The 25,227-nt window shown below is 41.5% G+C and carries 20 protein-coding genes, 1 tRNA gene and 1 pseudogene; 10 read left to right on the top strand and 12 right to left on the bottom strand.

Going from position 1 to position 25,227, the window contains the following annotated elements; genetic code table 11:
- Nucleotides 1-4: 4 nt before the first annotated feature.
- From AC3E9V_RS07110 to AC3E9V_RS07085, 6 genes are all read right to left on the bottom strand, one after another.
- Complete coding sequence (locus tag AC3E9V_RS07110) at nucleotides 5-1,057, bottom strand: M42 family metallopeptidase (RefSeq protein ID WP_488752501.1); 1,053 nt, start codon at nucleotides 1,055-1,057, stop codon at nucleotides 5-7.
- A 54-nt stretch (nucleotides 1,058-1,111) separates the two neighbouring features.
- Nucleotides 1,112-1,197, bottom strand: a tRNA-Leu gene (locus AC3E9V_RS07105).
- Nucleotides 1,198-1,253: 56 nt separating this feature from the next.
- Nucleotides 1,254-2,195 carry an L-histidine N(alpha)-methyltransferase gene (gene egtD, locus AC3E9V_RS07100; RefSeq protein ID WP_488752500.1) on the bottom strand — a complete coding sequence of 314 codons (942 nt, stop codon included), beginning with the start codon at nucleotides 2,193-2,195 and terminating at the stop codon, nucleotides 1,254-1,256.
- Between the two features lie 42 nt (nucleotides 2,196-2,237).
- Nucleotides 2,238-3,506: an ergothioneine biosynthesis protein EgtB gene (gene egtB / locus AC3E9V_RS07095; protein ID WP_488752499.1), complete on the bottom strand. Its 1,269-nt coding sequence runs from the start codon at nucleotides 3,504-3,506 to the stop codon at nucleotides 2,238-2,240.
- Between the two features lie 70 nt (nucleotides 3,507-3,576).
- Complete coding sequence (locus AC3E9V_RS07090; protein WP_488752498.1) at nucleotides 3,577-4,344, bottom strand: LytR/AlgR family response regulator transcription factor; 768 nt, start codon at nucleotides 4,342-4,344, stop codon at nucleotides 3,577-3,579.
- Nucleotides 4,345-4,358: 14 nt separating this feature from the next.
- Entirely contained in the window at nucleotides 4,359-5,348 is a 990-nt protein-coding gene (locus AC3E9V_RS07085) for a histidine kinase (RefSeq protein ID WP_488752497.1), read from the bottom strand.
- 170 nt (nucleotides 5,349-5,518) lie between these two features.
- Between AC3E9V_RS07085 and AC3E9V_RS07080 the strand changes: the two genes are divergently transcribed.
- From AC3E9V_RS07080 to AC3E9V_RS07070, 3 genes are all read left to right on the top strand, one after another.
- Complete coding sequence (locus AC3E9V_RS07080) at nucleotides 5,519-6,193, top strand: hypothetical protein (protein ID WP_488752496.1); 675 nt, start codon at nucleotides 5,519-5,521, stop codon at nucleotides 6,191-6,193.
- Between the two features lie 258 nt (nucleotides 6,194-6,451).
- Nucleotides 6,452-7,309, top strand: coding sequence for a DUF5777 family beta-barrel protein (locus AC3E9V_RS07075; RefSeq protein ID WP_488752495.1), 858 nt, complete (start codon nucleotides 6,452-6,454; stop codon nucleotides 7,307-7,309).
- A gap of 2 nt (nucleotides 7,310-7,311) precedes the next feature.
- Nucleotides 7,312-8,349, top strand: a complete 1,038-nt coding sequence (locus AC3E9V_RS07070) for a c-type cytochrome (RefSeq protein WP_488752494.1) — start codon at nucleotides 7,312-7,314, stop codon at nucleotides 8,347-8,349.
- On the opposite strand, the pseudogene AC3E9V_RS07065 reads toward AC3E9V_RS07070, so the two are convergent.
- The 6 genes and pseudogenes from AC3E9V_RS07065 to gldA all read right to left on the bottom strand — a co-directional run bounded on the left by AC3E9V_RS07065 (nucleotide 8,330) and on the right by gldA (nucleotide 14,414).
- Nucleotides 8,330-8,821: pseudogene (locus AC3E9V_RS07065) on the bottom strand (DUF2141 domain-containing protein). The gene AC3E9V_RS07070 and the pseudogene AC3E9V_RS07065 sit on opposite strands and share 20 nt — an antisense overlap.
- Before the next feature lie 42 nt (nucleotides 8,822-8,863).
- Nucleotides 8,864-9,988, bottom strand: coding sequence for a DNA polymerase III subunit beta (dnaN, locus tag AC3E9V_RS07060; RefSeq protein WP_488752493.1), 1,125 nt, complete (start codon nucleotides 9,986-9,988; stop codon nucleotides 8,864-8,866).
- A 200-nt stretch (nucleotides 9,989-10,188) separates the two neighbouring features.
- Nucleotides 10,189-11,100: a hypothetical protein gene (locus AC3E9V_RS07055; protein WP_488752492.1), complete on the bottom strand. Its 912-nt coding sequence runs from the start codon at nucleotides 11,098-11,100 to the stop codon at nucleotides 10,189-10,191.
- Nucleotide 11,101: 1 nt separating this feature from the next.
- Nucleotides 11,102-12,784, bottom strand: a complete 1,683-nt coding sequence (gene gldG, locus AC3E9V_RS07050; protein WP_488752491.1) for a gliding motility-associated ABC transporter substrate-binding protein GldG — start codon at nucleotides 12,782-12,784, stop codon at nucleotides 11,102-11,104.
- The gene (gldF, locus tag AC3E9V_RS07045; protein ID WP_488752490.1) at nucleotides 12,781-13,506 is read right to left on the bottom strand and encodes a gliding motility-associated ABC transporter permease subunit GldF; all 726 of its coding nucleotides are present in this window, start codon (nucleotides 13,504-13,506) and stop codon (nucleotides 12,781-12,783) included. Before gldF ends, gldG begins: the two co-directional genes overlap by 4 nt.
- A complete protein-coding gene (gene gldA / locus AC3E9V_RS07040) occupies nucleotides 13,503-14,414 on the bottom strand; it encodes a gliding motility-associated ABC transporter ATP-binding subunit GldA (RefSeq protein ID WP_488752489.1) in 912 nt (303 codons plus the stop codon). Before gldA ends, gldF begins: the two co-directional genes overlap by 4 nt.
- 262 nt (nucleotides 14,415-14,676) lie before the next feature.
- Between gldA and AC3E9V_RS07035 the strand changes: the two genes are divergently transcribed.
- From AC3E9V_RS07035 to AC3E9V_RS07005, 7 genes are all read left to right on the top strand, one after another.
- A complete protein-coding gene (locus tag AC3E9V_RS07035) occupies nucleotides 14,677-15,204 on the top strand; it encodes an NADPH-dependent FMN reductase (RefSeq protein WP_488752488.1) in 528 nt (175 codons plus the stop codon).
- Nucleotides 15,205-15,602: 398 nt separating this feature from the next.
- Nucleotides 15,603-16,322 carry a porin family protein gene (locus AC3E9V_RS07030; RefSeq protein ID WP_488752487.1) on the top strand — a complete coding sequence of 240 codons (720 nt, stop codon included), beginning with the start codon at nucleotides 15,603-15,605 and terminating at the stop codon, nucleotides 16,320-16,322.
- Between the two features lie 34 nt (nucleotides 16,323-16,356).
- Complete coding sequence (locus tag AC3E9V_RS07025; protein ID WP_488752486.1) at nucleotides 16,357-18,147, top strand: hypothetical protein; 1,791 nt, start codon at nucleotides 16,357-16,359, stop codon at nucleotides 18,145-18,147.
- Between the two features lie 89 nt (nucleotides 18,148-18,236).
- On the top strand, nucleotides 18,237-20,876 hold the full coding sequence (locus tag AC3E9V_RS07020) for a CARDB domain-containing protein (protein WP_488752485.1): 2,640 nt from the start codon (nucleotides 18,237-18,239) through the stop codon (nucleotides 20,874-20,876).
- A gap of 133 nt (nucleotides 20,877-21,009) precedes the next feature.
- Nucleotides 21,010-21,567, top strand: coding sequence for an RNA polymerase sigma-70 factor (locus AC3E9V_RS07015; RefSeq protein ID WP_488752484.1), 558 nt, complete (start codon nucleotides 21,010-21,012; stop codon nucleotides 21,565-21,567).
- A 29-nt stretch (nucleotides 21,568-21,596) separates the two neighbouring features.
- Nucleotides 21,597-22,565 (top strand): FecR family protein, encoded by a 969-nt coding sequence (locus AC3E9V_RS07010; protein WP_488752483.1) that lies wholly within the window; start codon nucleotides 21,597-21,599, stop codon nucleotides 22,563-22,565.
- A gap of 9 nt (nucleotides 22,566-22,574) precedes the next feature.
- Nucleotides 22,575-25,160, top strand: coding sequence for a TonB-dependent receptor domain-containing protein (locus AC3E9V_RS07005; RefSeq protein ID WP_488752482.1), 2,586 nt, complete (start codon nucleotides 22,575-22,577; stop codon nucleotides 25,158-25,160).
- Nucleotides 25,161-25,227: the final 67 nt, after the last annotated feature.

Genomic DNA, 25,227 nt, shown 5'->3' with positions numbered 1-25,227 from the left:
GAATCTAATACTCCCAGCTGGCAGTATCTATATCTTCTAACGCATGAATCAGCAAATTGATTGAGGAAATGATGTCGTTTTTATCGGACATTTCTATCACCTGGTGCAGATGTCTTGTAGGAATGGAGATTGCTCCGGCTATGGACCCGTTCTTACCCATGCGCTGTACACCTGCGGTATCCGTTCCTCCTGCAGCGAGTATCTCAGGTTGCCAGGTGATTTCATGCTTTTTAGCAGTCTCCTTAAGAAATCTTACCATTCTGGAGTCACAGATGGTCATAGCATCCATGATTTTGATAGCGGTTCCTTTACCCAGGGCTGTTACCTGCTCGTGAGACTGAGCGCCAGGCAGGTCATAGGCTATAGTAGTGTCCAATGCAATCCCAAAGTCCGGATTGATGGTATGAGACGCTACATTCGCACCTCTAATCCCTACTTCTTCCTGAACAGTGAAAACTCCATAAAAATCAAAAGCGGGATTTTTTATATTCTTTAAAGCTTCTATAAGGATATAAACGGATACCCGGTTATCAATTGATTTACAATTTACGCAGTTACCCATTTCAATAAGCTCACGCTCCCTGGTAATTGGGTTACCGATTTCAATAAGCTCTTCCACCTCTTTTTTTGACATCCCACAGTCAATGAAATACTCATCAATCTTGGGCGGTTTGTTTCTCTCCTCAGGTTTCATAACATGGATGGGTTTACTACCCATTACGCCGATAACATCCTTTTTACCATGTATAATAACACGTTGAGCTGTCAGTGTCTTGGGATCAAATCCCCCAAGGGTTTGGAAACGAATAAACCCATTATCATCAATATGAGATACCAGGAAACCAATCTCATCCATGTGAGCAGCTACCATTACTTTCTTTCCTTCAGGATTTTTTGATCCTTTCTTAATGGCTATCACATTCCCCATATTATCGATGGAATACTCATCTACATGATCTTTGATCTCCTGAATAACCAGATTTCTGATAGGATCCTCATAACCCGGGGCTCCGGCTATTTCACAGATGGATTTAAGAAGAGGTACGTTTACTTGCATAGGGGTTGATCTTTAATGTAAAAAAGTCCGGTATTTCCGGACTTTTTCTGAATGTGCGCACGAGAAGACTCGAACTTCCACGGCCTAGAACGGCCACCAGGCCCTCAACCTGGCGCGTCTACCAATTCCGCCACGTGCGCGAATGGAGGGCAAATTTACCCGAATATTTTGAAGGGGAAATCAACTCAGCCAAAAATTATCTTACTTCCCATACAGTATCCGTAAATAACCCTTCATTGTCATACACATTGTCTACTACATGAAAGCCGGTTTCTACAGCTAGCTGCTCAATCTCCTGGGGGCTGTATTTTTTAGAAACTTCCACAAAGATCGGCTCCCAGGCATCAAACTCAAACGACCGCTGCAGAGAGGTAATGGCTACCTCCTGTTTCTTTTTACTGATCAGATAACTTCTGCATTCGCCGCTAAGAGGGTCATAGACCGGATGGTGCATAAAGGAGTTCAGGTCGAAATTCCCCCCCAACTCCGTATTGATGCGCATCAGGAGATTCAGGTTGAATTGCCTGGTAACCCCCGAAGCGTCATTGTATGCCGCCAGTATTCGTTGGGGCTCTTTCTTCAGGTCAATCCCGATCATCAGTATGTCTCCCTTGCGCAGGTTGTCATGAATACTTTTCAAAAAACTTTTGGCTGTATTGTCCAGGAAATTACCAATATTAGAACCCAGGAAAAAGACCACCTTTCTGGAATCGTCTTTGAACTTAAGCTCTGATAACACCTGAAAATAATCGCCAACCAATGGCTTAATGTCCAGATCGTTGACTTCCTCCTTTAGTGTAGCCTCCAGCTGATCGAGGACATTTGGAGAAATGTCTACCGGCATATAGCTGAAATTAACATTTTGCTCCACAAAATATTTTAAAAGCACCTTCGTCTTCAGCCCATCCCCTGCCCCAAGCTCAATAAGCTTGAAGGCACCATTTGGCTTTATGAGACTAAGGATCTTCTCTTTTTGTGTCTGAAAAATTTCCAGCTCGGCTCTTGTAAGGTAATACTCCTTCAGGTGCATGATCTGCTGAAACAACTCATCACCTCTTTCATCATAGAAGTATTTTGAGGAGAGTTTTTTGGGAGTTGAGGAAAGACCAGTCAAAACATCCTGACTGAATTGATTCATCTGCACGAGTTTGATGTTGATTTTACAGAGGTTAAAATTAATTTAATTATGGCGGGCCAGCCTAATCCCGCTAAACAACCACTGTAAATGTGGATGAAAAAAGTTTCGATATGTCAGCCTCAAGTGATTTCGTGGGCTGGCAAAGGACCCTCCTCTCAAAACTTTTTGATTTACCATAAACTTACCATTGTATTCTCCCAAAGCTCCATCAGGCGCTTCATAAAACGGATATGGCTGGTAAGCGCTGGAGGTCCATTCCCAGGTATTTCCATAAAAGCCATAGTTGCTTGATGGGATAGGTTGGAAAAAACCCCGCTCAATGAAATTGGCATCTTCAGGGATCTCCGGCTCATATTTACCGGCAGCTACTTCCCATTCAAACTCGGTAGGCAAACGTACCCCCTTCCATTTAGCAAACGCATCTGCTTCATAAAAAGAAACATGAGTTACCGGTGCCTCCGGATCTACCTGCTCCAGGCCTCTCAATGTGTACTGATACCACTGATCATTTTCTTTGATCCAATACATAGGTGCCTTCACGGGCTGATTTGCCAGCCAGTCCCATCCGTCTGAAAGCCAGAGCCTATGGTTTTCATACCCACGATCCTGCATAAACTCAAGGTATTCCCCGTTAGTAGCCGGACAAGAAGCTATCTCAAAAGAATGAAGAAACACCTTATGCCTGCCTTTCTCATTATCAAAACAAAAGTCATCTCCCTCAAACCCAACTTCATATACACCCGCATCCACACTTAGCCATTTCTTTTGCTGCAATTCTCCTTCCGGCTTTAACAGGTCCTCCCTGTAAGCCGGAAATAGTGGATTATGCCCCAGGATGTATTTGATATCGTAAACCAGAAGTTCCTGGTGCTGTTGTTCATGCTGAAGCCCGATTTCCATCGTATAAGTAAGCTTTGCATTGAGCTCATGAGTTTCTAAAAGCCTCATCACATGTTTTTCTACATGTAGCCTGTATTGTAAAATTTCATCCACGGTGGGTCGTGTAAGATGTCCTCTTTCTGCTCGTGTCCACCGGTCGCCTGCAGATACGTAGTAGCTATTAAACAGGTATGGATAATCAGGATGATAAAGCTTGTAACCCTTGAGATAAGGCACCAATACAAACACCTCAAAAAACCATGTGGTGTGTGCTAAGTGCCATTTTGGAGGACTTACGTCTACGACTGGCTGGACCACAAAATCCTCCTTTTCGAGGGGGTTGCAAAGATAAATGGATTGGGTGCGGACCTGATTGAAACGCTTCAGGATGTCCTCGTTAAGTTTTTTGTTTGAGGTAATGACTTCTGACATGATCTTATTTTAACCTGATCCCGGAACTAAATGTTCGCAAGAAAATGTCATTTACTGAACACTTTAATCGTTAATCATTCAGCCACTTTTTGAATGGACCGGACCTTTCCACACTTACGATCACATCCATTGCGTTAGGGGGTGGCGGGACTAAATTGATCTTTACGCGGCTCTTGGAGAAAGCCACCATTCCATTTATAGCTTTATAGGAAATAATAAACTTTCTGTTGATCCGGTAGAAATTCTTGGGATTGAGACTACCTTCAAGATCTCCCAGATTGTTATTGATGATATGTTGATTGCCCTGCCTTGTCACTAAAAACGTATAACGATCTTCACTAAAAAAATATGCTACCTCACTTTCCGGAATGGAATGGATCTTTTCGCCAAGTGTCACCAAAAATCGTTCCTGGTATTGTTGATCAGGAAAAGGTCGAAGAGCATCCAGCAGGTTTCCGATATCAAAATCTTTACCGTCTGTCTTCCAGTTTTTATACTTTTTGATTGCCCTGTCCAGTTCTGTTTTGTCTATGGGTTTTAGCAGATAATCAATGCTGTTTTCTTTGAAGGCCCGAATAGCATACTGATCATATGCTGTAGTAATTATGATAGGTGTTTCTTTTTTTCTTACCTGATTGAAAATATCAAAACTCAAACCATCCCCCAACTCAATATCGGAAAGGATAAGGTCCACATCATTTTTACTGAGCCATGAAATAGCAGACTCAACACTTTCTAATTTCACTTTTACCTTCGCTTCTTTATCAACTTGTTGAAGTGTCTTCTCCAGATCGTCTGCTGCTAAAGGCTCATCTTCTATAATAGCAACATCTAACATAAGCAATCAATAATTTAACTCTTATCTTCCAATAATGGAATTTTCGACACATAAAATTTATCGTCCAGATAAAACTCAGGATCTTTTAACGAAAGGTAAGAAAACCTCTTTTTCAGGTTTTCCTGACCAATACCTGTCGATTCCACCCTGTATTTAGGTTGAAAATTATTTCGGACAACCAGCCAGCTCTCATCGGTAAACACCTCGATCGTTAAGGGATCTTCTTTTGTGACCTTATTGTGCTTCAGGGTATTTTCAACCAACAGTTGCAAAGAAGCACTTGGGAGTAGCATTTGATTATGGAGGGTTTTCTCTACCCTGTTTTCAAAACTCAATGCCTCCTTAAAACGGACGCGTTGCAGGTGAATATAATTTTCTACAAAGTTAACCTCATCACCCAAAGAAACAAGGTTTTTATTGTGTTCAAGCAAATAACGGTAAGTACTTGCCAGTTTTTTTACAAACTCCCGGGCTTCGCCATTTTCGTAAACCAGCGCATGAAGCGTATTAAGACAATTAAATAAAAAATGTGGATTGACCTGGTTCCTGAGGTTTTCCAGCTGGGAGATCACTCGTTCCTTCTCCATTCGCTCAGACTTCAGGAGGAGCTCTTTGTTAGATATTCTGAGCTTGTAGGTTTCGATAGCCCTTTTAATGATAATCTGCATCTCATCATACGTCCAGGGTTTAGAGATGTAGTAATATATATGACCCAGGTTAATAGCATTAATGACCGTCTCCATATCTGCATATCCGGTCACCAAAATACGGATACTATCATTGGCTATATCAATAGAATTACGCAAAAACTCCACGCCAGTCATCCTGGGCATTCTCTGGTCTGTAAGTATAACAGGTATATCACTTTGGTCCTCAAGTATTTTTAAGCCTTCCTCTCCGGAATTGGCCGTGACGATATCATATTCCCTCCTGAAAACAGAACGAAAATAATCTATATTTCCACGCTCATCATCTACATACAATATTCTAATCTGGTCAGACATACGACTTTCCGGGCTTATCAGAAACTATTTTGGAACGAAACAAATTACACCTACGTAAGTGAAATTAAATTCGCAGATTACTCTGCAGAATTTAGACATATTAATGGGATTTTGCCAATTTCGAAAGCTTCCTGTAGAAAAACACAATTGAAAGTACTCAAATGATCCAAATGCCAATTGACGGAGGGCCCGTCTATGCTGAAACAAACCTATCGAGCTTAGTAGTAGAACCGTGGAATTCCATTTCATCACTGGCGATTATTCTCCCTGCTATCTATTGGGCATTTCAGTTAGAGTTTAGAATTAAGAGATATCTATTTATTTACATATGCATTGCTTTCCTGATTATAGGAGGTTCCGGAAGTGTTCTTTATCATGCCTTCAGATCAAGCAACCTGCTACTGATCATGGATGTATTGCCCGCGGCACTCCTGACCATTTTAATTGGTGTATACTTTTGGTTTAAGGTAGTGCCAAAATGGTATCAGGCTATTTTTATTGTCTCCCCTTTTGTTATACTCAGATTTCTGCTTTTTGAGTTTTTACCAAACGAACTGGCAGTCAACATTGGGTATTTTATTTCTGGCACCATGTTTTTCCTGCCTATATTGATTTACCTGAAACAACACCAGTTTCGGCATACTCGTGATATTTTTTTAAGTATCACTTTCCTGCTTATTTCCTTACTGTTCAGAGAGTTGGATCAGTTCCCTATCTCCTTTTTACCCATGGGTTCTCATTTCCTATGGCATGTCTTCAGCGGAATAGGCGCCTTCTTTTTAGGCAACTTCCTGTTCAAATTCAGAAAGGAGGAACTGGAGGGAGTCTCAGCTACTCATACTTGAGAGTTACTTCAGGATTTTCCCGGAGCATACTACTCCGGTAGTCGGCTTATAATTAATCAAGTAATTATTTTTTTACGGAAGCAACTAAAACCCAATGGACGGGCGTATTCTAGTGTATACAAAACAAGCCAATTGATTATGGGAACCTCATGTAAGCCGTACTTTTTCTATGTTCCCTCTTTTATGTAAAATACTAATCACCATTTAAATCAGTGGATTCGATTACCTTAGATACTAACCCTTAACACTTATCGATCTATGCGTTATTTTTTACTTACTTGTTTAATTTCTATTCCATTGCTCTCCATTTGTCAAATCAACTATGCTTATCAGACTTTTGACGATACGCGAATTGTCAATGGCCACTCTGTTGAAACCAATACAGAAGGCATCCTGACATTTATCATTTCTCACAGGTTTGGCACCATCAATAGCGGCATCAGCGACATGTTTGGGCTGGACAATGCAAGCATGCGAATGGGCCTGGATTATGGCATCACTAATAACCTAAGCATAGGCATAGGACGAACCAGCGATCTGGACAAACCGGTAGATGGATATATCAAATACAAACTTTTGGCTCAGTCATCGGGAGATAGGGTGATGCCTGTCTCGCTTACATTATTGGGCTCTGCGGCAATGAGAACCTTGAAAAGACCCGATATAGAACTCACTTTAGAACAAAAGCTTGCCTATACGGGCCAGCTTTTGATTGCCAGAAAGTTTGGACCGAAGTTAAGCCTACAGCTAATGCCAACAATTCTTCACAGAAATCTTGTAGCCGATGACGAGAAAAATGACATACTATCACTGGGAGTAGCCGGCCAATATCAATTCCTTAAAAACTGGAGCTTTTCCGTAGAGTATTATGCTACTCCCCCCTCTTATCTGCCAGATGGAGAACCAGGCCCCAGCCCTCAATACTACCAATCACTTGCTGTCGGATTTCAAATTGATACGAAGGGGCATGTCTTCCAGCTCCACTTTGGCAACAGCCGGGGTATGATCGAAAAGTTTTTTATTGCTGAGACATTTGATTCCTGGCTGGATGGTGGCATCCACTTTGGATTTAACATAACTCGAGACTTTACTATAAAAGGTAGAAAAATCAGGTGATCATGAAGAGGCATCCAATCACAGTCATCATTTTAGCAGGGCTGTCAGTAGCCCTGGCGCCGGTATTAAAAATATCTCCAGGACCCTTTGAAAAAACTGACCCTGTAGCGGAAGTACTATTCAGCCTGGGCGAAAAAAAGCCTGGACATTATATAGAAGAAATCACTCCTGAAATGATAAAAAGTGGTGAAGAGCTTGTGAAGTTGGGCAAAACCACTGCCCCCGACGGATCAAAAACCAGCTTCATCAGTAAGTACTATACCTGTACAAGCTGCCACAACCTGGAACGCGAGGACCAGGATTTGAGTGTAGTGGATCAAAAAGCCAGGCTCGAATATGCTATAGAAAACAAAATACCCTATTTGCAGGGATCCACATTCTGGGGGATGGTCAATCGTGAAACATGGTACAACGATGATTATGTACTGAAATATGGAGATCTGGTAAAAAAAGCCGAAAAAAGTCTTGCTGAATCCATCAAGCTGTGTGCTACAGTTTGCTCTCAGGGACGGTCGCTAAAGGACTGGGAGCTCGATAATATACTGGCCTACTTTTGGTCCCTGCAGATGAACATGGAGGATCTGGACATTTCACCACCTGAATGGACCTCCCTAAATGGTGACCAACTCAGCAACGCAGACAAAATCAAATTGATTAAGTCTAAATACCTCCAAAAATCTCCCGCTACATTTGTAGATCCTCCAAAAAACAAGCAGGAAGGTTATCCCTACAAGGGTGACCCGAAACTGGGAAAAGCAATTTACGAACTGGGTTGTCAACACTGCCACCGTCCACAGGGAGAGAGCGATGTGATCCTGGACAACACAAAGCTGAGCCTCAACTGGCTTGAAAGACATATCACGGACAATTCGCAGAAATCCATCTACGAGATCATTCGAAAGGGAACATATTCAGAGTATGGCCATAAGGAATACATGCCTCACTACACACTGGAGAAGATGTCTCATGAGCAAGTAGAGCATCTGCGGGCTTACATCGAAGTAGATGACCCTGATTCGTTTAGTTCAGTCGGATACTGATCACTGTATCTTGTTTCACCTGAAAGGCTGCTTCCTCAAAATTCGGAGGACCAAAGACACTTTTGGGGTTACTAGAAAAGCCATAAGGCTCTTTGGGGATACCTACAAAATTGGCATCTAGTGATAGATTGCAAAAATGCAGTATATTAAAATACTACGTAAATAGTTGATTAACAGATTGTTGTATTTGATGAATATCTGTGCCATTAGGCACTAGTTTTTTGTTTGAATTGAGGTCATGAAATAAGGAGACGGCATAGGTTCCCGCTGGCAATTCGATCGATACCGATGGAGAGCCATTACCAAGCCCCACAACTTCAGCACGGTGCATTCTGTCTTCATCCATGAAGTTGTCAGGACCATCATATACCGCCACCATTACCTGACCTTGTAAGGTTTCAATTCCCTCAACCTGAATGATCAACGCAGAACGCTCCTGAGCAAGAAGTAAAATGTAATACAGAAAGGACATCATGCAGCTTTGTAGTTATACTACCAGGCTGGACGACTAATTTTAAACATAATTATTTAACATCACAGGCATAACCAGCATAAGAATATCTTCATTCTCATCCTGCTCCACCGGCAAAATGATACCAGCGCGATTTGGTGCATTTAGCTTGAGGGTGATCTCTTCCGCATCCAGGTTGTTCAGCATTTCAATAAGAAACTTAGCGTTGAACCCGATCTCAATATCTTCTCCATCATGCTCACAAGACAATCGCTCGTTAGCTTCATTTGAAAAATCCAGATCTTCTGCCGACACCATCAGCTCGCTTCCGGTGATTTTGAGTCTCACCTGGTGAGTAGTTTTGTTTGCGTAGATCGCGATTCGCTTCAATGAGTTGAGTAGTTCACCCTTATTGATATTCATTTTGTTTTCATTATCAGAAGGGATTACATTCTCATAATCCGGAAACCGCTCATCGATCAGTCGGCAGATCATCTTCACATTACTGAAGTTGAAAAATGCATTAGAAGCATTAAACTCAAGATTTACATTGGTATTTTCAGAAGGCAGGGTCGCCTTGAGCAGTGTCAATGCTTTCCGTGGAATGATCATGCTATGCGCCATATCAGCTGCTATGTCCACCCTTCTGTAACGAATCAGTCTGTGGCTATCCGTAGCGACGAAGGTGGTGTTGGTTTCATCCAGCTTAATGTACACACCAGTCATTGCCGGACGAAGCTCATCGTTACTTGTGGCAAAAATGGTATTATTGATCGCCTGCGCCAGTACACCAGAAGACATGTTCACAGCATATCCGTCTGAAACCGTAGGTATCTTAGGAAAGTCCGTTGCATTTTCTCCGGATAATTTATAGCGACCATTATCTGAGTTGATTTCAATACTGTAAGTATCTGCATCTATGGAGAAAGTAACCGGCTGCTCCGGAAGGTTTCTTAATGTTTCCAATAAAATTTTTGCAGGTATTGCAATGCTACCATCCTCCTTTGCTTCCACTTCCAGTTCAGTGATCATACTGGTTTGCAGGTCTGAAGCCGTAATAGTCAACGTTCCATCACTGATCTCAAACAAAAAATTCTCCAAAATAGGAACTACCGGATTAGTAGTAATAACCCCGTTTATCGCTGAAAGCTGCTTCAATAGGTAGGAAGATGATACAATAAATTTCATTTGTGTAAAATTTTATTTTTAGCAGTCATCGGTCTGAGACCCTGTTCAGTGCCTAAAACCAGATTGCATTTTTGAATCTTGTAAAAATTGCCGGCGAAAAGCAGGCTCCCTTTCCAAACCCTTCAAGCAAAGAAGGTGGTGGATTTTCTCGGGCGTCAAATTTAAGAACAAAAAATGAGAAATAGCACGTAGAATTTTGCTTAGTCCTCCACACTGAAATCATTACGTTTTCGTAAGATACTAAGCATTCTGGATCGATCAATTACCATAAGATTATTATTATGGTCAGATACCAAATGTATGGGCTCATTTTTGATACGAGGAAAGATATCAAAAATAACTGGTTCGTCCAGATTGATAGTAAAAATAGTCAAGGTAGCTAAAGGAGGTTTGCGAGATAAACTATCATAACGGTCAAACCGCCCCTCACTTATCCATTCGTTCACTTCAAAGTATTGAAACTGGTTGAGATAGTCTACAACAGCCGAAGAATCAATTTGACTTACACCCGCTACTCTGAAGAAATTATCATCAAAACGGATCGTAAAGTCATCTGAATCAGATTGCTGATAATCCAGTGTAAGCTCCTGGATAGTCCTCCAGCTACCATTAAAAACAAGTCGGTCCCGCCATTGGTCACTGTTGAGTTCAAAAATCTGCCCCAGATATTCGTTATAGCCGGGTATGCCTACCTCATATACTTTATCCCTGTCCTCCAGACTAAAGTAAGTTTTGGTTTTGGTTGGGTTGCCCCACGCATAAAAAGAAAGCGGATCCTCTCCAGCAATGCTGATCAGTGAAGCATCCTGAGGCACATCTATTGCCACCGGCTTCTTCACCCTGACTCGCTGTATAATCGAAAAAAGCAACTCACGTAACCCTCCATCAGTAGGATATTCATCATTAAGCATCCATCCTTTGCCGGACCTTTTCAGCTCAATTGCTGTTTCGGGATACCTGATAGTAACAGACTGAACACCCGCAGTATCGCTCAAAGTAAAGAGGTCTTCCTCAAATGATACAGAGGACGATTTCTCCTCAACCAATAAAAAAGAAAGGTTAATCAGCAATAAAGCCAGGAAAATAACAGCAAGTCGTTTGTTTCTTTTCATATTAATACTGATTGCGTTTTTTTCTCCAGGCCCATTTTCCTACACCGAAAAGGATAAGGGCAATAACCGGCAACACCAGGTTGATAACCTGCCATTTAATCCGCTCCTGTCTGACCTTCACTTTATTGAGCGGCCGGATCTTTAGCTCTTTTGACCGGGTCTGAATGAGGCCGTCTTCATCCAGAAGGTAATCAATCAGATTCATGATAAATGCTTCACTGGCATAGTTCATCTGGCTGTAGGGGTCCACTCCAAGCTCCAGAGGCCTGCCATCTTCCAGACTTAGTTCATTTCGTACTATATCCCCATCCGCTATCACCACCAGCTTGTTTAGCTGTCCATCCCCGATGATGGTATTACGATCAAATCCATTAGGAGGAAATCTGTTTTTAAAAAGAGAAGAAAACCTACCTTCCAGTAAGTAGCCCAGCGTCTGTGGACCACTTTGAAATTTTTCCGGTAAAAGTTTTGCCTGCAGATCATTAAACGCCACAGTAACAGGAGCTCCCAGTACTTTAGAGTTAGCAGAGGTTTTTAATAAAGGCATTTTACGGACTCCCTCAGCCTTTACCGTATCCACTGTGGAAGCAAACCTGGCCAGGATAGCATCCAGGTTTTTCACAGCCGGGTGGTCTCCGAAATTGGTGATGACCGGGAAATACGGCCAGGGAAGCATACGGATCTGAGGTCGATTACCCACGTTTCCTGCCACCACTGGAAAATCACCGCAATTAAGGTCTACTGCAAAATCCTGATTGATTCTTACTCCATATTTAAATAGGAGATCAGTGAGGTTGGTTTCATAGGGTATAGCCACTGTGCCCTCACCTGAGGCACTATCCATATTTACACGTAGGGCATCTAAGAAAAACGCCACCCGTCCACCTTTCATAATATACTGATCAAGCAAAAACTTCTCCCTCTCAGAAAAAGCAAATGTCGGTTTAGTAACTAACAAAAGGTCGTAACCCGTAATGTGAGATGTCCGATCAGGCAGATCAACCTTAAAAAGATCATATTTAGAAAGCACAAGATTGATCAACCCTGCCAGCTGAGTGCTGTCAGGCTCTCCATGCCCTGTGACCAGGCCTACACGCTTCCGTCCACTCCCCGCTAATTGCTGTAAAGCACTAGCCAGCTCATATTCCAATCCTTCTATCGACTGATTAATGATAGCGTCTACTCCTGCCGTCCTATCTCCATTCAATAGGTTTACTGCCAGTTCTTGTCCACCATACGATATGATCGCGCCTGGAAAAATGTATTTCTGACTGGTATTGCCATCCCTGGTGTAGTTAATGCTACTTGGCTGCAAGCCCAGGTTGATCAACCCCTGAAAAAACTGATCCCGAGCCCTTTGGCTCTCGGCCTGAGCAGGGTCAATAAACTTATAATCAAATGTAACTGAAGTGTAGACTGAAAACTCATCCAGCAGCTCGCGAATAGCTGTTTGAAAGCGAATAAAATTGGATGGCATTTCCCCTGCAAGGTATACTTCAATGAGCACATCCTGATCCAGTCGCTCAAGCAACGATTTAGTGGGTTCGGAAATACTATACCGGTTTTCTTCCGTCATATCCAGGCGAAACCTAAAACGATCTGCCACCTGAAAGAGCAACCAAACAACCATCAACCCTACTGCAAGGCTAAGTACCAGACTCAATTTGTAACTTCCCCAATTCATTTCTTTAACCCAATGATTAGTTGTGTGAGTAAAAGCATTATAGCAATCAGACTAATGAAGTAAACCAGATCTCTGAAATCAATCAGCCCTCTGCTTATGGATGTATAATGAGCGGTTATTCCCAGCTGTGAGACCGTATAAGACCAACCGGACCAGATATCAATTGCTGCCAAAGAGTCAAAACCAGCATAAAGAAAAAAACAAAGGAAAGCGGCCAGAATAAATGATACGATCTGATTGCCGGTGAGAGCCGAAGAAAAGATTCCAATAGATGTGAATACTCCTCCCAGGAGAAGAAGCCCGATGTAAGAGCCAATGATCCCCGGCGTATCCAGATTACCCGGGGGATTTCCCAGACGGTTCAATGAGAAATAGTAAATGAGGGTAGGCAAAACAGAGAAAATAACCAGGAAAAATCCAGCCAGGAATTTACCCAAAATGATCTCCGAATCCCTGAAAGGCAGGGTTTGCAACAACTCAATGGTACCATTTCGTTTCTCCTCAGCAAAAGATCTCATCGTAATGGCGGGGATCAAAAACATAAACACATATGGACCTAGTGTAAATAATGTCTCCATACTTGCATATCCGTAGTCCAGCACATTTGTCTCCGGAAAGACCCACATCAACAACCCAATGCCAACGAGAAAAACACCTATAACAACATAGGCAATCAGTGAATTCAAAAACTCGTTTACCTCTTTGATAAAAATGCTGATCATACTCCGGGCTGCTTTTGGGTTAACCGATGAAAAATCTCCTCCAAAGACTTCTGGGCTTTGGTCAGACTGGTAAGTGGCAAATCATTTTCAGACGTTATCCTCAGCAGGTCTGCCCGTAGATCATCTTTTTCTGATTCGATGAGGAATGCCTTATCACCATATGGTTTCGGATCATACCCCTCATTGATGAAAAGCTGAAGATCCACACCACTTTCAAATTCAAGGACAATACCCTGGGTTTCATTGAGACCTTGTTTTAGGACCGAAAGCTTATCGTTTGCCACCAGCTGTCCTTTATCAATAATCACCACCTGCTCGCAAATGGCCTCTACCTCCTGCATAATATGAGTGGAAAGAATGACGGTCTTATCCTTGCTGATATCTTTTATCAGTTGACGGATTTCCAGTATCTGGTTAGGGTCCAGACCTGATGTAGGCTCATCAAGAATCAGTACCTTCGGGTCATGAATTAAGGCTTTGGCTAACCCTACCCGCTGACGGTAACCTTTAGATAGAGCACTGATTTTCTTGCCTCTCTCCCGCTCCAACCCCACAAGACTGATCATCTCCTCTACCCGCTTTCGTGAAGACTTCAACCCATACGCCAATGCAATAAACCGGAGAAATTCACGCACATACATTTCCAGGTAGAGAGGGTTGTGCTCCGGAAGGTACCCTGTGACAGACTTAGCTTTGATCGGGTTTTGCTCTACATCCATCCCATCCAATACAATGGTACCGCTCGTAGGTCTCAAGTATCCTGTTGCCATTTTCATGGTAGTAGATTTGCCTGCTCCATTCGGACCAAGAAAACCCGTTATGGTTCCCTGAGGGACTTCAAAAGAGATATCATTAACTGCTCTTTGCTCTCCGAAAGTCTTGGTCAGGTTCTGAATACTAATGGCCATATCTTATCTTACGCATCTTGGATCACTGAATAACATCATCAGAAATTTGCCAGGACTGAGATTCAAAATCAAATGATTTTGCGAACTCCCCCAACAAATCGCATTTTTGCTACTTATCGCTTAAAGCCTGACGTTCCTAAGAACACAATATTGATTCATTTATTTTTAACCCAAAAATTTCCGTAGAGGAATCTGATCCAAAATCACCTGGTTATTAAGCTTAGTTAAGAATAAATAAGGGATCACTCAAGAAAGAAATTACATGATCACAATAGTAAGTAGCACAAACAGAACCGAAGCCCTTACCTACAAGATAAGTCAGCTGTATGCACAAATATTAAAAGATCTGGGGGAAAACAGCCAGATTATTGATTTAAATGATCTTCCCCCTGACTTTACTGTAAGTGCATTATATGAGAACTCCGGTAAAAATGAAGCTTTCAATAAATACCGAAAAATGATGCGTGAGGCACAAAAATTTGTATTTATCGTACCAGAGTATAATGGATCATTTCCTGGTGTACTGAAGGCATTTATTGACGGACTGGAATATCCCGGCACCTTCACAAACAAAAAGTGTGCACTTGTAGGTCTGTCCTCCGGGGTACAGGGTGGCGGTCTGGCTCTGAGTCATCTGACGGATATTTTTAACTACTGTGGCATGCATGTACTTGCACTGAAGCCCAAGCTTGCGCGTATAGAGGCTAACATGAACGAAGATATGGAAATCACTAACAGGCTTTACATGCAGTTGCTCACCGATCAGGCCAGACAACTTGTGGAATTTTAGAAATATTCATTCCCAGCTTAAAGGAAATTCTTAATAATATTTTAACGTAAGTGAGTCAATACCAGATCATTGCACATTATATTCTGGCTATGGAAACATTTTTTAAAATTTCCATCCACTGGTTTATTTGGATTTTTAAAAAAAGCTTATAAGTTTGCGACAATTAATTCTTTGTTTAGTGCAAAATAAATTTTTCGATTTTTGGTACTAAATATTGAGTCATTTTTAGAAGTCACCGCTAATGATTGATACTAATCTGACTTCTCTACCAGGCAACACACTGCCTGCCAAATGGCTATTTTATTTATACCTGAATAACGAAGTTTTCGGGGTTCATTCCCCGAAGCTCAAAATTTTTATTGAGTCAATTGATAAACCATAAATTCTATTTAATTACTATGAAAAAACAAAAGCTCTTGATTGGAGCACTTATGGTTTTTAGCCTATCCCATGTACAAGCCCAAATAGCGAATCCTTTTGGGGTAGGTGTAAAAGCTGGGTACAACTTCAATCAATTTAACCAACCCGGTACTTCCTCCGGTGGACAAGCTGGTGCCTTTGTCAGGTATATGCCAGAATCCTTCTTGTCCTTTCAGGCAGAAGTTCTCTACGACCTTCAGGGAGGTGGAAGGCATGATTACATTAGGGATGCAGAATCATTTATTCCGGGACAATCCTTCAATGGACTCCCAGTCGAAAGCATTACCTACAATAATCGGTCAGCTCAACTGCATACCGTATCGGTACCGCTTTCTGTACGGCTTTCTCCTGCAAATTCATCAGGGGTTATAATGAGTTTTGTTCTCGGGGGTAGTTTCGATTACCTATTTATGGGAGAAGAGACTTCCGATGTTGTCTATCATTTTGAAAACGGCAACTCAGTGCTTATTTCCGATAGAAAACAAAGCATCTATAGTAACCTCAGCAGTATACAAGCAAGCGTACACGTAGGAGCGGCATTTGATTTTGTCCTGGAAGACGGACGTGCCATCACTTATGAAATGAGGTACAGAAGAAGCATGATGGATATCAATGAGACCGTAACGGCAACCGCTGACCTTACTGAGTCCTTGTATTCTACATCTTTCTCTTTATCAGTCTATTATACAATATTTTAAAACCTATTTACTCAAGTAATTAATTGTTATGAAAATGAATACCATTAAAACCATTTCTAACCTTTTTATGGCTGTACTTGTAGCAAGTTTTGCATTTACAGCGTGTAACGATGATGGCTTCTCTGAAGAAGACTTGTTGAATCTTCAAATAGAATCTCAGGAAAAGGCTGACTCACTAGATAAAGCTGAGCGGTCAGTAACCTATACGGTCACAGTTTTTAGTGCATCTGTTACTCAGTCAGCAAACAGAACTTCAGAATCTCAAGTTGCTAGCGGAGCAACAGTAGTACTAACTCAGAATGACAGTTCTACTACATTTACTACAGATTCTAACGGACGAGTTGTTATTCCTGAAGTCAGAACTGGAAGTATTTCTCTTGCGGTTTCTGCTACTGACCATACTACCTGCTATGTAACTGCTGAACTATTCTCTAATGGTGAAAGTACAAATGCAAGCACAAACGTTTACCTATTCCCTACCACAGTAGAAGCCGGAGCAGCTACGGTTTCAGGAGTAGCGTATGCTGAGACCGATTTCACTAATGACTCTCCGGAGTTTGCCGAAGGTGCTACATTGAGTGCTTATATAGATGTAAACGACACAGAGTTTGTGAATGCCTATTGGAGCGACGCTCATGACAATGGAAGAATCGAAGAGGTATCCTATGTAAGCTCTGTCTCATCTGCTACTGTAGGTGCTGATGGTACATTCTCTATCGTAGTTCCAACCGGATATGCTACTGAAGATGGATTACCTGTTATTATCGAATTTGATGAATATGCAGCAGACCAGACTATCGTGTATGATGGTGCCTCTACTTCATTTAATGGAGTATTCGGCACAGGTATCGTTACTCCCGTCCCTACTGACGCTGGTGCTACAGTTACTCCTTCAGCTTTTTCTACTCCCGGATCAGGATTAGATTTTACGTTCAATCCCCTTGGAGATGGTTTTGATGCTACTACTGACGTAGCAGTGATCAACGGAGGTACTGGTTACCCTCAGGACTCAGATGGTGTAAGCGACACTACATTTATAGTGACGGCAAATACCACACCTGACACCACAGATACCGGTTTCATTCAAGCTAGCATTTTTGTAACGGTGGATCAAAGCGGGGCCATCATTGATGCAGGAGTTAACGGCTTTGGAAACGGATACTTGGTTCCACCATCTTTCAATCCTCCAAATGGTACTGGAGCTACTTTTGCAATTGCCTTTGATCAACCTTATGAAGCAGTACTCGCAAGTGGTGGAGCTGATTACAAGTTTTTACCTAACGTTAAGTTTTCTACTACTCAGTATGCAAATGCCTTTAACACTGAAACAGAGATCGTGGAAATTGATCTGGATGGTAGCACCGATCTGGAGATCCTTAACGGGGCTATTACTTTGACTGACCCTGATGTAAACGGCACATTCACTATCACCTCCATCACTCCGCCAACCTTTGTGGCAGAAATTCCAGCAGAGCGAGAACAAGCCACATTTTCAGCAATAGTTAATAGTGACGGAGTGATTACCAACGTGATCCTTACCGATGCTGGTTTAGGATATGATCCTAATAACTTACCTACATTGACTGTTGATGCATTAGTTGGCGGCGGTTCCGGAGCAAACATAATCGTTGAAGCAGTAGATCCGAACGATGGATCCATAGTTGCTTTTCAGCGTATATCCGGAGGTACGGGCTACCAGCAGTTTGCTAATACACCAACCACTTCATCCAATGCCGGAGGATCATTTACAGTAATTGCGGCACCTGGGAAAACATACAACCGTAATTATGATTATGGAACCGGTAGAAGGATAGACCAGGAATAAGAGTATTTTGACTTACGTTACTTAATTATCAAAAGAAGGTTCCTGAGTTCTTAGGAACCTTTTTTTGTCTTCATCAAAATATTAAGACTATGAAACATCTGAACAAATTATTGGTCACACTCTTTCTTTTTGGAGTAGTACCGTATGTTTCCTCCCAGTCCCAGCCAAACCTTCAAATTCAGGAACTGGAGATCAGCGTGGCGGAGATTGAGATCGGAGAATCACTAAACTTTTCTTACAAATTGGTAAATAGTGGAGGAAATGCTCCTTATAACTTCTGGACTGGCATTTTCATATCGACCACACCAAATGGTGAAAATTATGCGGATAACATTATTGAGACAAGTTTGGGGGAAGGTCAGGTCCGACCTTCATCTGATGAAGTCACTATCCCGAACCAGCTGACCCCAGGAATCTACTATCTAAAGCTAAAAGTTGATCTATACAACAACCATCCGGAAACCAATGAAAACGATAATTTTTCTCAAGCCATTCCCTTTTTAATAAAAGAAGAGTCTATTCCGGCAGATGTATCATTAACGGAACCTTCAATTTCCACTACAGCAGTAACATCAGGCGATGAAATAGACTTCAGCACCTCAGTTTTAAATACTGGCGAGGATGACGTAGACGATATTTCGTTCCGGGTATATATCTCTGCGGACGAGGAGGTATCCGGAGACGATATCGAGCTGTTTGCTTCAAATACTTCTTACCTTACCTCAGGAGCTAGTGAAGAATATAGCAACAGCCTATTTATACCTGAGTGGTCATCAGAATCTGCTTACCTAATTTTCGTAGCAGATGAAGGTGATGAACTCGAAGAAACAAATGAGCTAAATAACAGATTTACGATCCCTTTGCAGTTTGAAATTACGGAGTATGATTTTACCATCTCTGATGCTTCTTTAAGTAGCGCTTCCGTTAAACAGGGAGAGTCTGTTTCCATAGAATACACCATTCAAAATATTGGTAGTAGGTCACTAAACCCACCAAGTAGGTCACTAGTAACTTTCCACATTTCACAGGATGACACGTATGATAATGGTTTCGAAACATTCTTTTCTGGGCCAGACCCTGTTATTTCCGGATTTTACATGGAAAGCAATAATGTATCAGGCTTACAACATTTTAATATAAATCAAGCGCCTGGGGTTTACACACTTTTTATAGTGGCAAACACCTATAATGATTTTACCAATACCCGAGAAAACAATTACAATAATAATTTAATGAGTTTTCAGATTACGGTACTTGAAGACCCTGATAAACCCGACAAACCTGAGTTGTCAGCTGAGTCATTGGTACTTGAGCAAAGTAGTATTACCGCAGGGAATTCGTTAAATATGACCGCTTCTGTTTTAAATACAGGTACTGGAAGTGCCTCTAATTTTGATATTGATATCGTTTTGGATACGGATAAAGATCCCGATAATGGTTTTTATGATCTCTTAAAGTCTTACAACAACATATCATTGAACAGTGGGCAGATTTATAATATAAATACCTCCGTCTTTATCCCAGAGTCTGTTCCGGCTCAAAATTATTATGTACAAATACGGGTAGACTCGGATGATGACGAAATGGAGGCCGTAGAAACAAACAATACCTTATCGGAAATCATATCCGTTCAACCGATCCAGCGGGACCTGATCCTGCAAGAATTGATCTTTGACAAAAAAACTATCAAAAGAGGAGATGAAGTAAGTCTGAAAGCTCTGGTACTTAATAATAGTCCTGTATTTTTAAGTGATGTTTTAGTTCAGGTCGCTATTTCTCAAGATGACATACTTGATGAGTCAGATATATTTCTAGCCGACAGACAAATAGATATGGCTTCTGAAGCTACTTCTTTGGAAAGTTTCACGGTTACAATCTCTGATAATGGCCTGGAGGGTGACCATTATTTATTTACTTCCGTAAACTATCCGTCTGGAGATTATTCTGAACCCCATCTGGCAAACAATTACTTATCTAAGAGAATTACCTTAGTAGGCGAATCATTGGTATCTAACCTGGAATACTGCGAATCCAGTGGAAATACAGTAGATGGCGAGTACATCACAAGAGTAAGACTAAATACCCTGGACAACCAAACTCCAGAGCCAAGCCTTGATGCATACGAAGATTTTACTTCCTTGCATACCACTCTCAACAGAAATGGTTTTTACACATTGACAATAAACAGCGAAAATTCAGGTTTTAGTGAGGGGTACTCTGCCTGGATAGATTTTAATCAAGATGGGGACTTTGAAGATGCTAATGAACAGCTATTTACCAAAAGTCCTTCCGGAGACGAACTGATAGAACGTATCATACATGTACCTGCCACAGCAGTGACGGGAGTTACCAGATTAAGAGTATCTATGGAGTACAGTGACATTCCTGGCCCGTGTGGTAATCTGAGCTATGGAGAGGTGGAAGATTACAGCATCATAATATCCAATTCCTTCTCAAGAGTTGAAAGTAAATTAAAAGAAACACAGATTTCTTTGGAAAATTTTGAACTCAAGCTTTATCCTAACCCAACCAATGATTTCATCAAAATCAAAAATCAGGAGGAGTTAAAAGGTCAGACTTTTTATATGTTTGATCAAACTGGAAAAGAAGTATTAAAGGGTGAACTTGATGAGCAGTCCATTGATGTAAGGTCCTTACCTGTCGGTATGTATCTTATCCACCTTAATGTTGACGGTGAAAACGTTAGGCTTAGGTTAATCAAGAACTAAAGACAATATTTAAACCTTGCAAAAACCACTCAGCAGATTGTTGAGTGGTTTTTTTATTTTTATGCGATGATTTCTGATAGAGCTTTGAAAGAAACTGGATTAACTTCCTGCTAAAACCTAAACTGCTCGCAATTTGGCTAACAGGCATCCATTCACAGAACAGGAGTTTGAAAACCTTTTTAAGGAGTATTTCCCCTTTTTATGCTCTTTTGCTAAAAAGTACGTGGATGATGAGGCTGCCTGCAAGGATATTATACACAATGTCTTTCTGAATCTTTGGGAGAAAAGAGAGGAATTGCATCATGATACATCTTTGAAATCCTACCTGTTCAAGTCCGTTCATAACAGGTGCCTGAATCACATCCGAGACCACAAAAAGATCATAAGACATGATCTCCTGCAGAACAGCCAGCAAGTACCGGATTATATAGACTCAACAGATTATCTGGAGCAGTCAGAGTTAGAAATGCGTATTAAAAAGGCCATAGACAGTCTACCGGAAAAATGCAAAAGAATCTTTTTACTCAGCAGGTTTCAGGAGAAAAAATATGTGGAGATTGCCCAAATAGAGGGAGTAACTGTAAAAGCGATCGAAGCACAGATGTCTAAGGCATTGAGGCTTTTGCGTGAACAATTAATAGATTATCTGATATTGTTAGTCTTTTTATCATGGATTTTTCTAGGGTTTTGAGACTTTTATGTGTGTAATATATCAAGGAAGTGAAAACAGAGGAAAACGATAACGAGCTACTGGATCTGACGATCAAAAAACTGGCTGGAGAAGCTGGGGAGGCGGAAACCTTAAGGCTGGACAAACTTCTATCTGAAAAGAAGGAGAACCAAAAGCTTTATGATGAGATCGTACAAACCTGGATTGCTTCTGAAAAAGCTAAAGGAATCACTGAGGATGATACCCAGGAGGAATGGGTTCGCTTAAAAATGGCCATATCTCAAAGCCAAAAGAGTTCCGCTAAATCATTTCCGCTTCTGCGTATAGCCGCTTCTATTGCTTTGCTATTGGCTGTCGGGTGGTCAGCCTATCTTTTTCTGAAGGAGGATCACACCCAAATCATTGCCCAGCAAGTACAAACCGAAAAGCTTGAAGATGGCTCCACGGTCACTTTAAATGCAGGATCAGAGCTTTCTTATAAGCTCACTGAAAAGACCAGGGAAGTTAAACTTTCAGGAGAAGCTTATTTTGAGGTGAAAAAAGACCCTGTTAAGCCCTTCATCATCCATACTTCTTCCATAGATGTAGAAGTCTTGGGCACTGCTTTCAATGTAAGATCAAAAGAGACTGCATTAACTACAGAAGTGACGGTTACCTCAGGCCTTGTAGCTGTAAGCTACCAGAATAAGGTAATCAAGCTGGAATCAGGCGAAAAAGGAGTGCTTAATAGGCAATCCGGGCAGTTATTTAAACTTGTCAACAGCGATCCTAATTATCTATCCTGGAAAACAAAAAAATTCACTTTTGATGATCAGCCCCTTTCAAAAGTCATCGATGTATTAAACAACGCCTTTCAATCCAACATCTACCTTGACTCAAAGGATCTGGCAGACTGTCCGATAACTGTATCCTTCGAAGATCAAACGTTAGAGGAAATACTTAAAATTCTGAAGGCAACACTCGGTTTATCCATTCAGAATACGACTAAAGGCATTCAGCTAAATGGTCCCGGTTGCTAAACATATCCTATGAATTTTCTCCGTGCAATTGTTTCTGTTGGTCTCCTGTTTTTTGGCCCTCTATCATTTGGGCAATCGGAAATACCCAAGACTAAAATAACTCTTAGTTGCGAAAACTTACCTCTAAGGGAAATCCTGGAGCTCATTGAGCAACAAACAGAGGTCTCCTTTTCCTACAGCAGCAAAGGCATACCAATTGATCGAAAAATTTCCATACAGGTAAATAAAATAGACCTGGAAGAAGCTTTAAATGAGATCTTTCTTGGTTTATCAATTAAGTATACCCCGGTAGAAGGCAAAATAATTCTCACAAAATCTAAAGCTGAGCCCCCAGAAAACCACACAATAAGCGGCTATTTAAAGGATACGAAAAATGGTGAAACATTAATTGGCGCTACGATACTGGTAAAGGAGCTTGAAAAAGGAACCACTACCAATGCTTACGGATTTTATTCAATTACACTACCTGCGGGGAGATATAACTTGGCATTTTCGTACATAGGCTACAAAATCACCGAAAAGCCTCTGTTACTCAACCAAAACATTTCATTAAACATCGACCTGAACCCTGACTACTCCGTGCTGGATGAGATTGTAGTAGCACCAAGTGACTCAGTTAAAGCAATAGAAAATATTCACTCAAATATTACAGTCATAGATCAAAATACAATTCTCGAAAAACCCTCCCCTCTTGGCGAACCGGACATGATCAAATCCATGGATATTATCCCAGGTGTGCAGCTTTTTCGTGATGGCTCCACCTTTTTTAATGTTCGCGGGGGAGATCGGGACCAAAATCAAATGCTTGTAGATGAGGCTCCCATTTACAACCCGGCACACCTCCTGGGATTATTCAGCTCCTTTATGCCGGAGGCCATCAAAGATGTGAAGCTGTATAAAGGCAACGCTCCGGCAGATTTTGGTGGCAGGATCTCCTCAGTCATGGATATCAGAACAAAGGATGGGAACATGAAAGAATTTGGCTTGAGTGGGAGGTTGGGTTTTATTTCGGGAAGAATATCATTAGAAGGACCTCTGAAAAAAGATAGAAGCTCATTTTTTCTCTCGGCACGCAGGTCCCATATCGGGAGTATTTTAAGAGGCCTTAATGTCGATTTCCAGGAATTATATTTTTCAGATTTTACAGCAAAAGCCAACCTGCGGATCAATCAAAACAACCGGTTATTTATTTCCTCTTTCCTCAGCAAAGACGAATACCTGAACAACGGAGGGCTGAGATGGGAAAACAGGGCCGGAACAATCCGGTGGAATCACGTTTTTAACGACAGGTTATTTTCCAACAGTACTTTTTACACCAGTAGATATGAATACAATTTAATTGCAAGTGAGAACATCATCTGGAAAAACCATATCGCTAATGCCAGTCTGAAAACTGACTTTACCCTATTCAAGAACCCTGAGAGTACTATGAAATTTGGGTTTAAACTCAGTGGTCACAATTTTAACCCCGGAAATGTAGAGGATATACAGGGTAATGGTTTTGACTTTGTACCAAAGCGCAATACTTCATCTCTGTCACTCTATTACAGTCATGATAAGCAACTTGGGGATAGCTGGTTAATGAATTATGGTTTCCGGTTAAGTTCCTGGACCAATTTTGGGCGGACAATTGAATACGAAATTAACGATAATTACCAGGTAGTTGATTCGACAGTATATAACACTCGTGACTCCTACAATGACTATGCGAATCTGGAACCCCGATTCAGCCTGACCTGGCTAATGAGCCCTACTGATTTCCTGAGATTTAATTATTCGCGCTCTGCACAATACCTGAACCTGATAAGTAACTCCATAAGTCCGTTTAATAACCTGGAAGTCTGGCTGCCTGCCAGTGTAAATATCAAACCCCAGCTGGCAGACCAGGTATCTCTTGGCTGGATACATGACCAAACAAACTGGCGACTTCAGCTGGAAACGTATTTCAAGAGCATGAAGAACCAGCTGGATTATTCCAATCAGGCTAAGCTTCTCCTCAATCCCCATCTTGAAGCTGAACTGCGAACAGGAACAGGCAAGTCCTATGGAGTTGAAGCAACCCTGAGTAAAAAAGTGGGTAAGCTCTCCGGGTGGTTGTCCTACACTTATTCCCGCTCGATCCGAAAAATAAATGGGGTAAATGCTAATAATCCATTCCCTGCCCTTTGGGATAAGCCCCACCAGCTTTCCTCCACCATTACTTATGAAAAGTCTAAGAGATCAACATTCACAGGCACTTTCATTATCAGCTCCGGGGCGCCTGTTACCACCCCAACTTCCTTTTATCAATATTCGGGACGGACCGTACCGATTTACAGTAAAAAAAATAATAGCAGACTACCCACTTACCATCGATTTGATGTAGGCTGGCAGTACCGTCTCAACAAAGCTGAGAAAAACTTTAATCACTTTCTGGCCATTTCCATCTTTAACTTCTACGGGCAAAAAAACACCATCCTGGAGAACTTTAACAAAGTGGAAATGGATGACGGAACCTATCGGGTTCCTACAGAAGCAAACAATAACGCGCTTATTCCAACATACCGATTTGTTTACGGTGTAGTTCCTTCTATCACCTATTCATTTTACTTATGAGATGAGCATATTGCTCAACCTAGATATTGAGCAACACCAACGTACATGATTGAAGTACGTACCAAAT

It is taken from the genome of Marinoscillum sp. HNIBRBA16962 (assembly GCF_057801515.1).
Note: the sequence above shows the minus strand (reverse complement) of the source record. Positions and strands in the feature narration are given on the sequence as shown.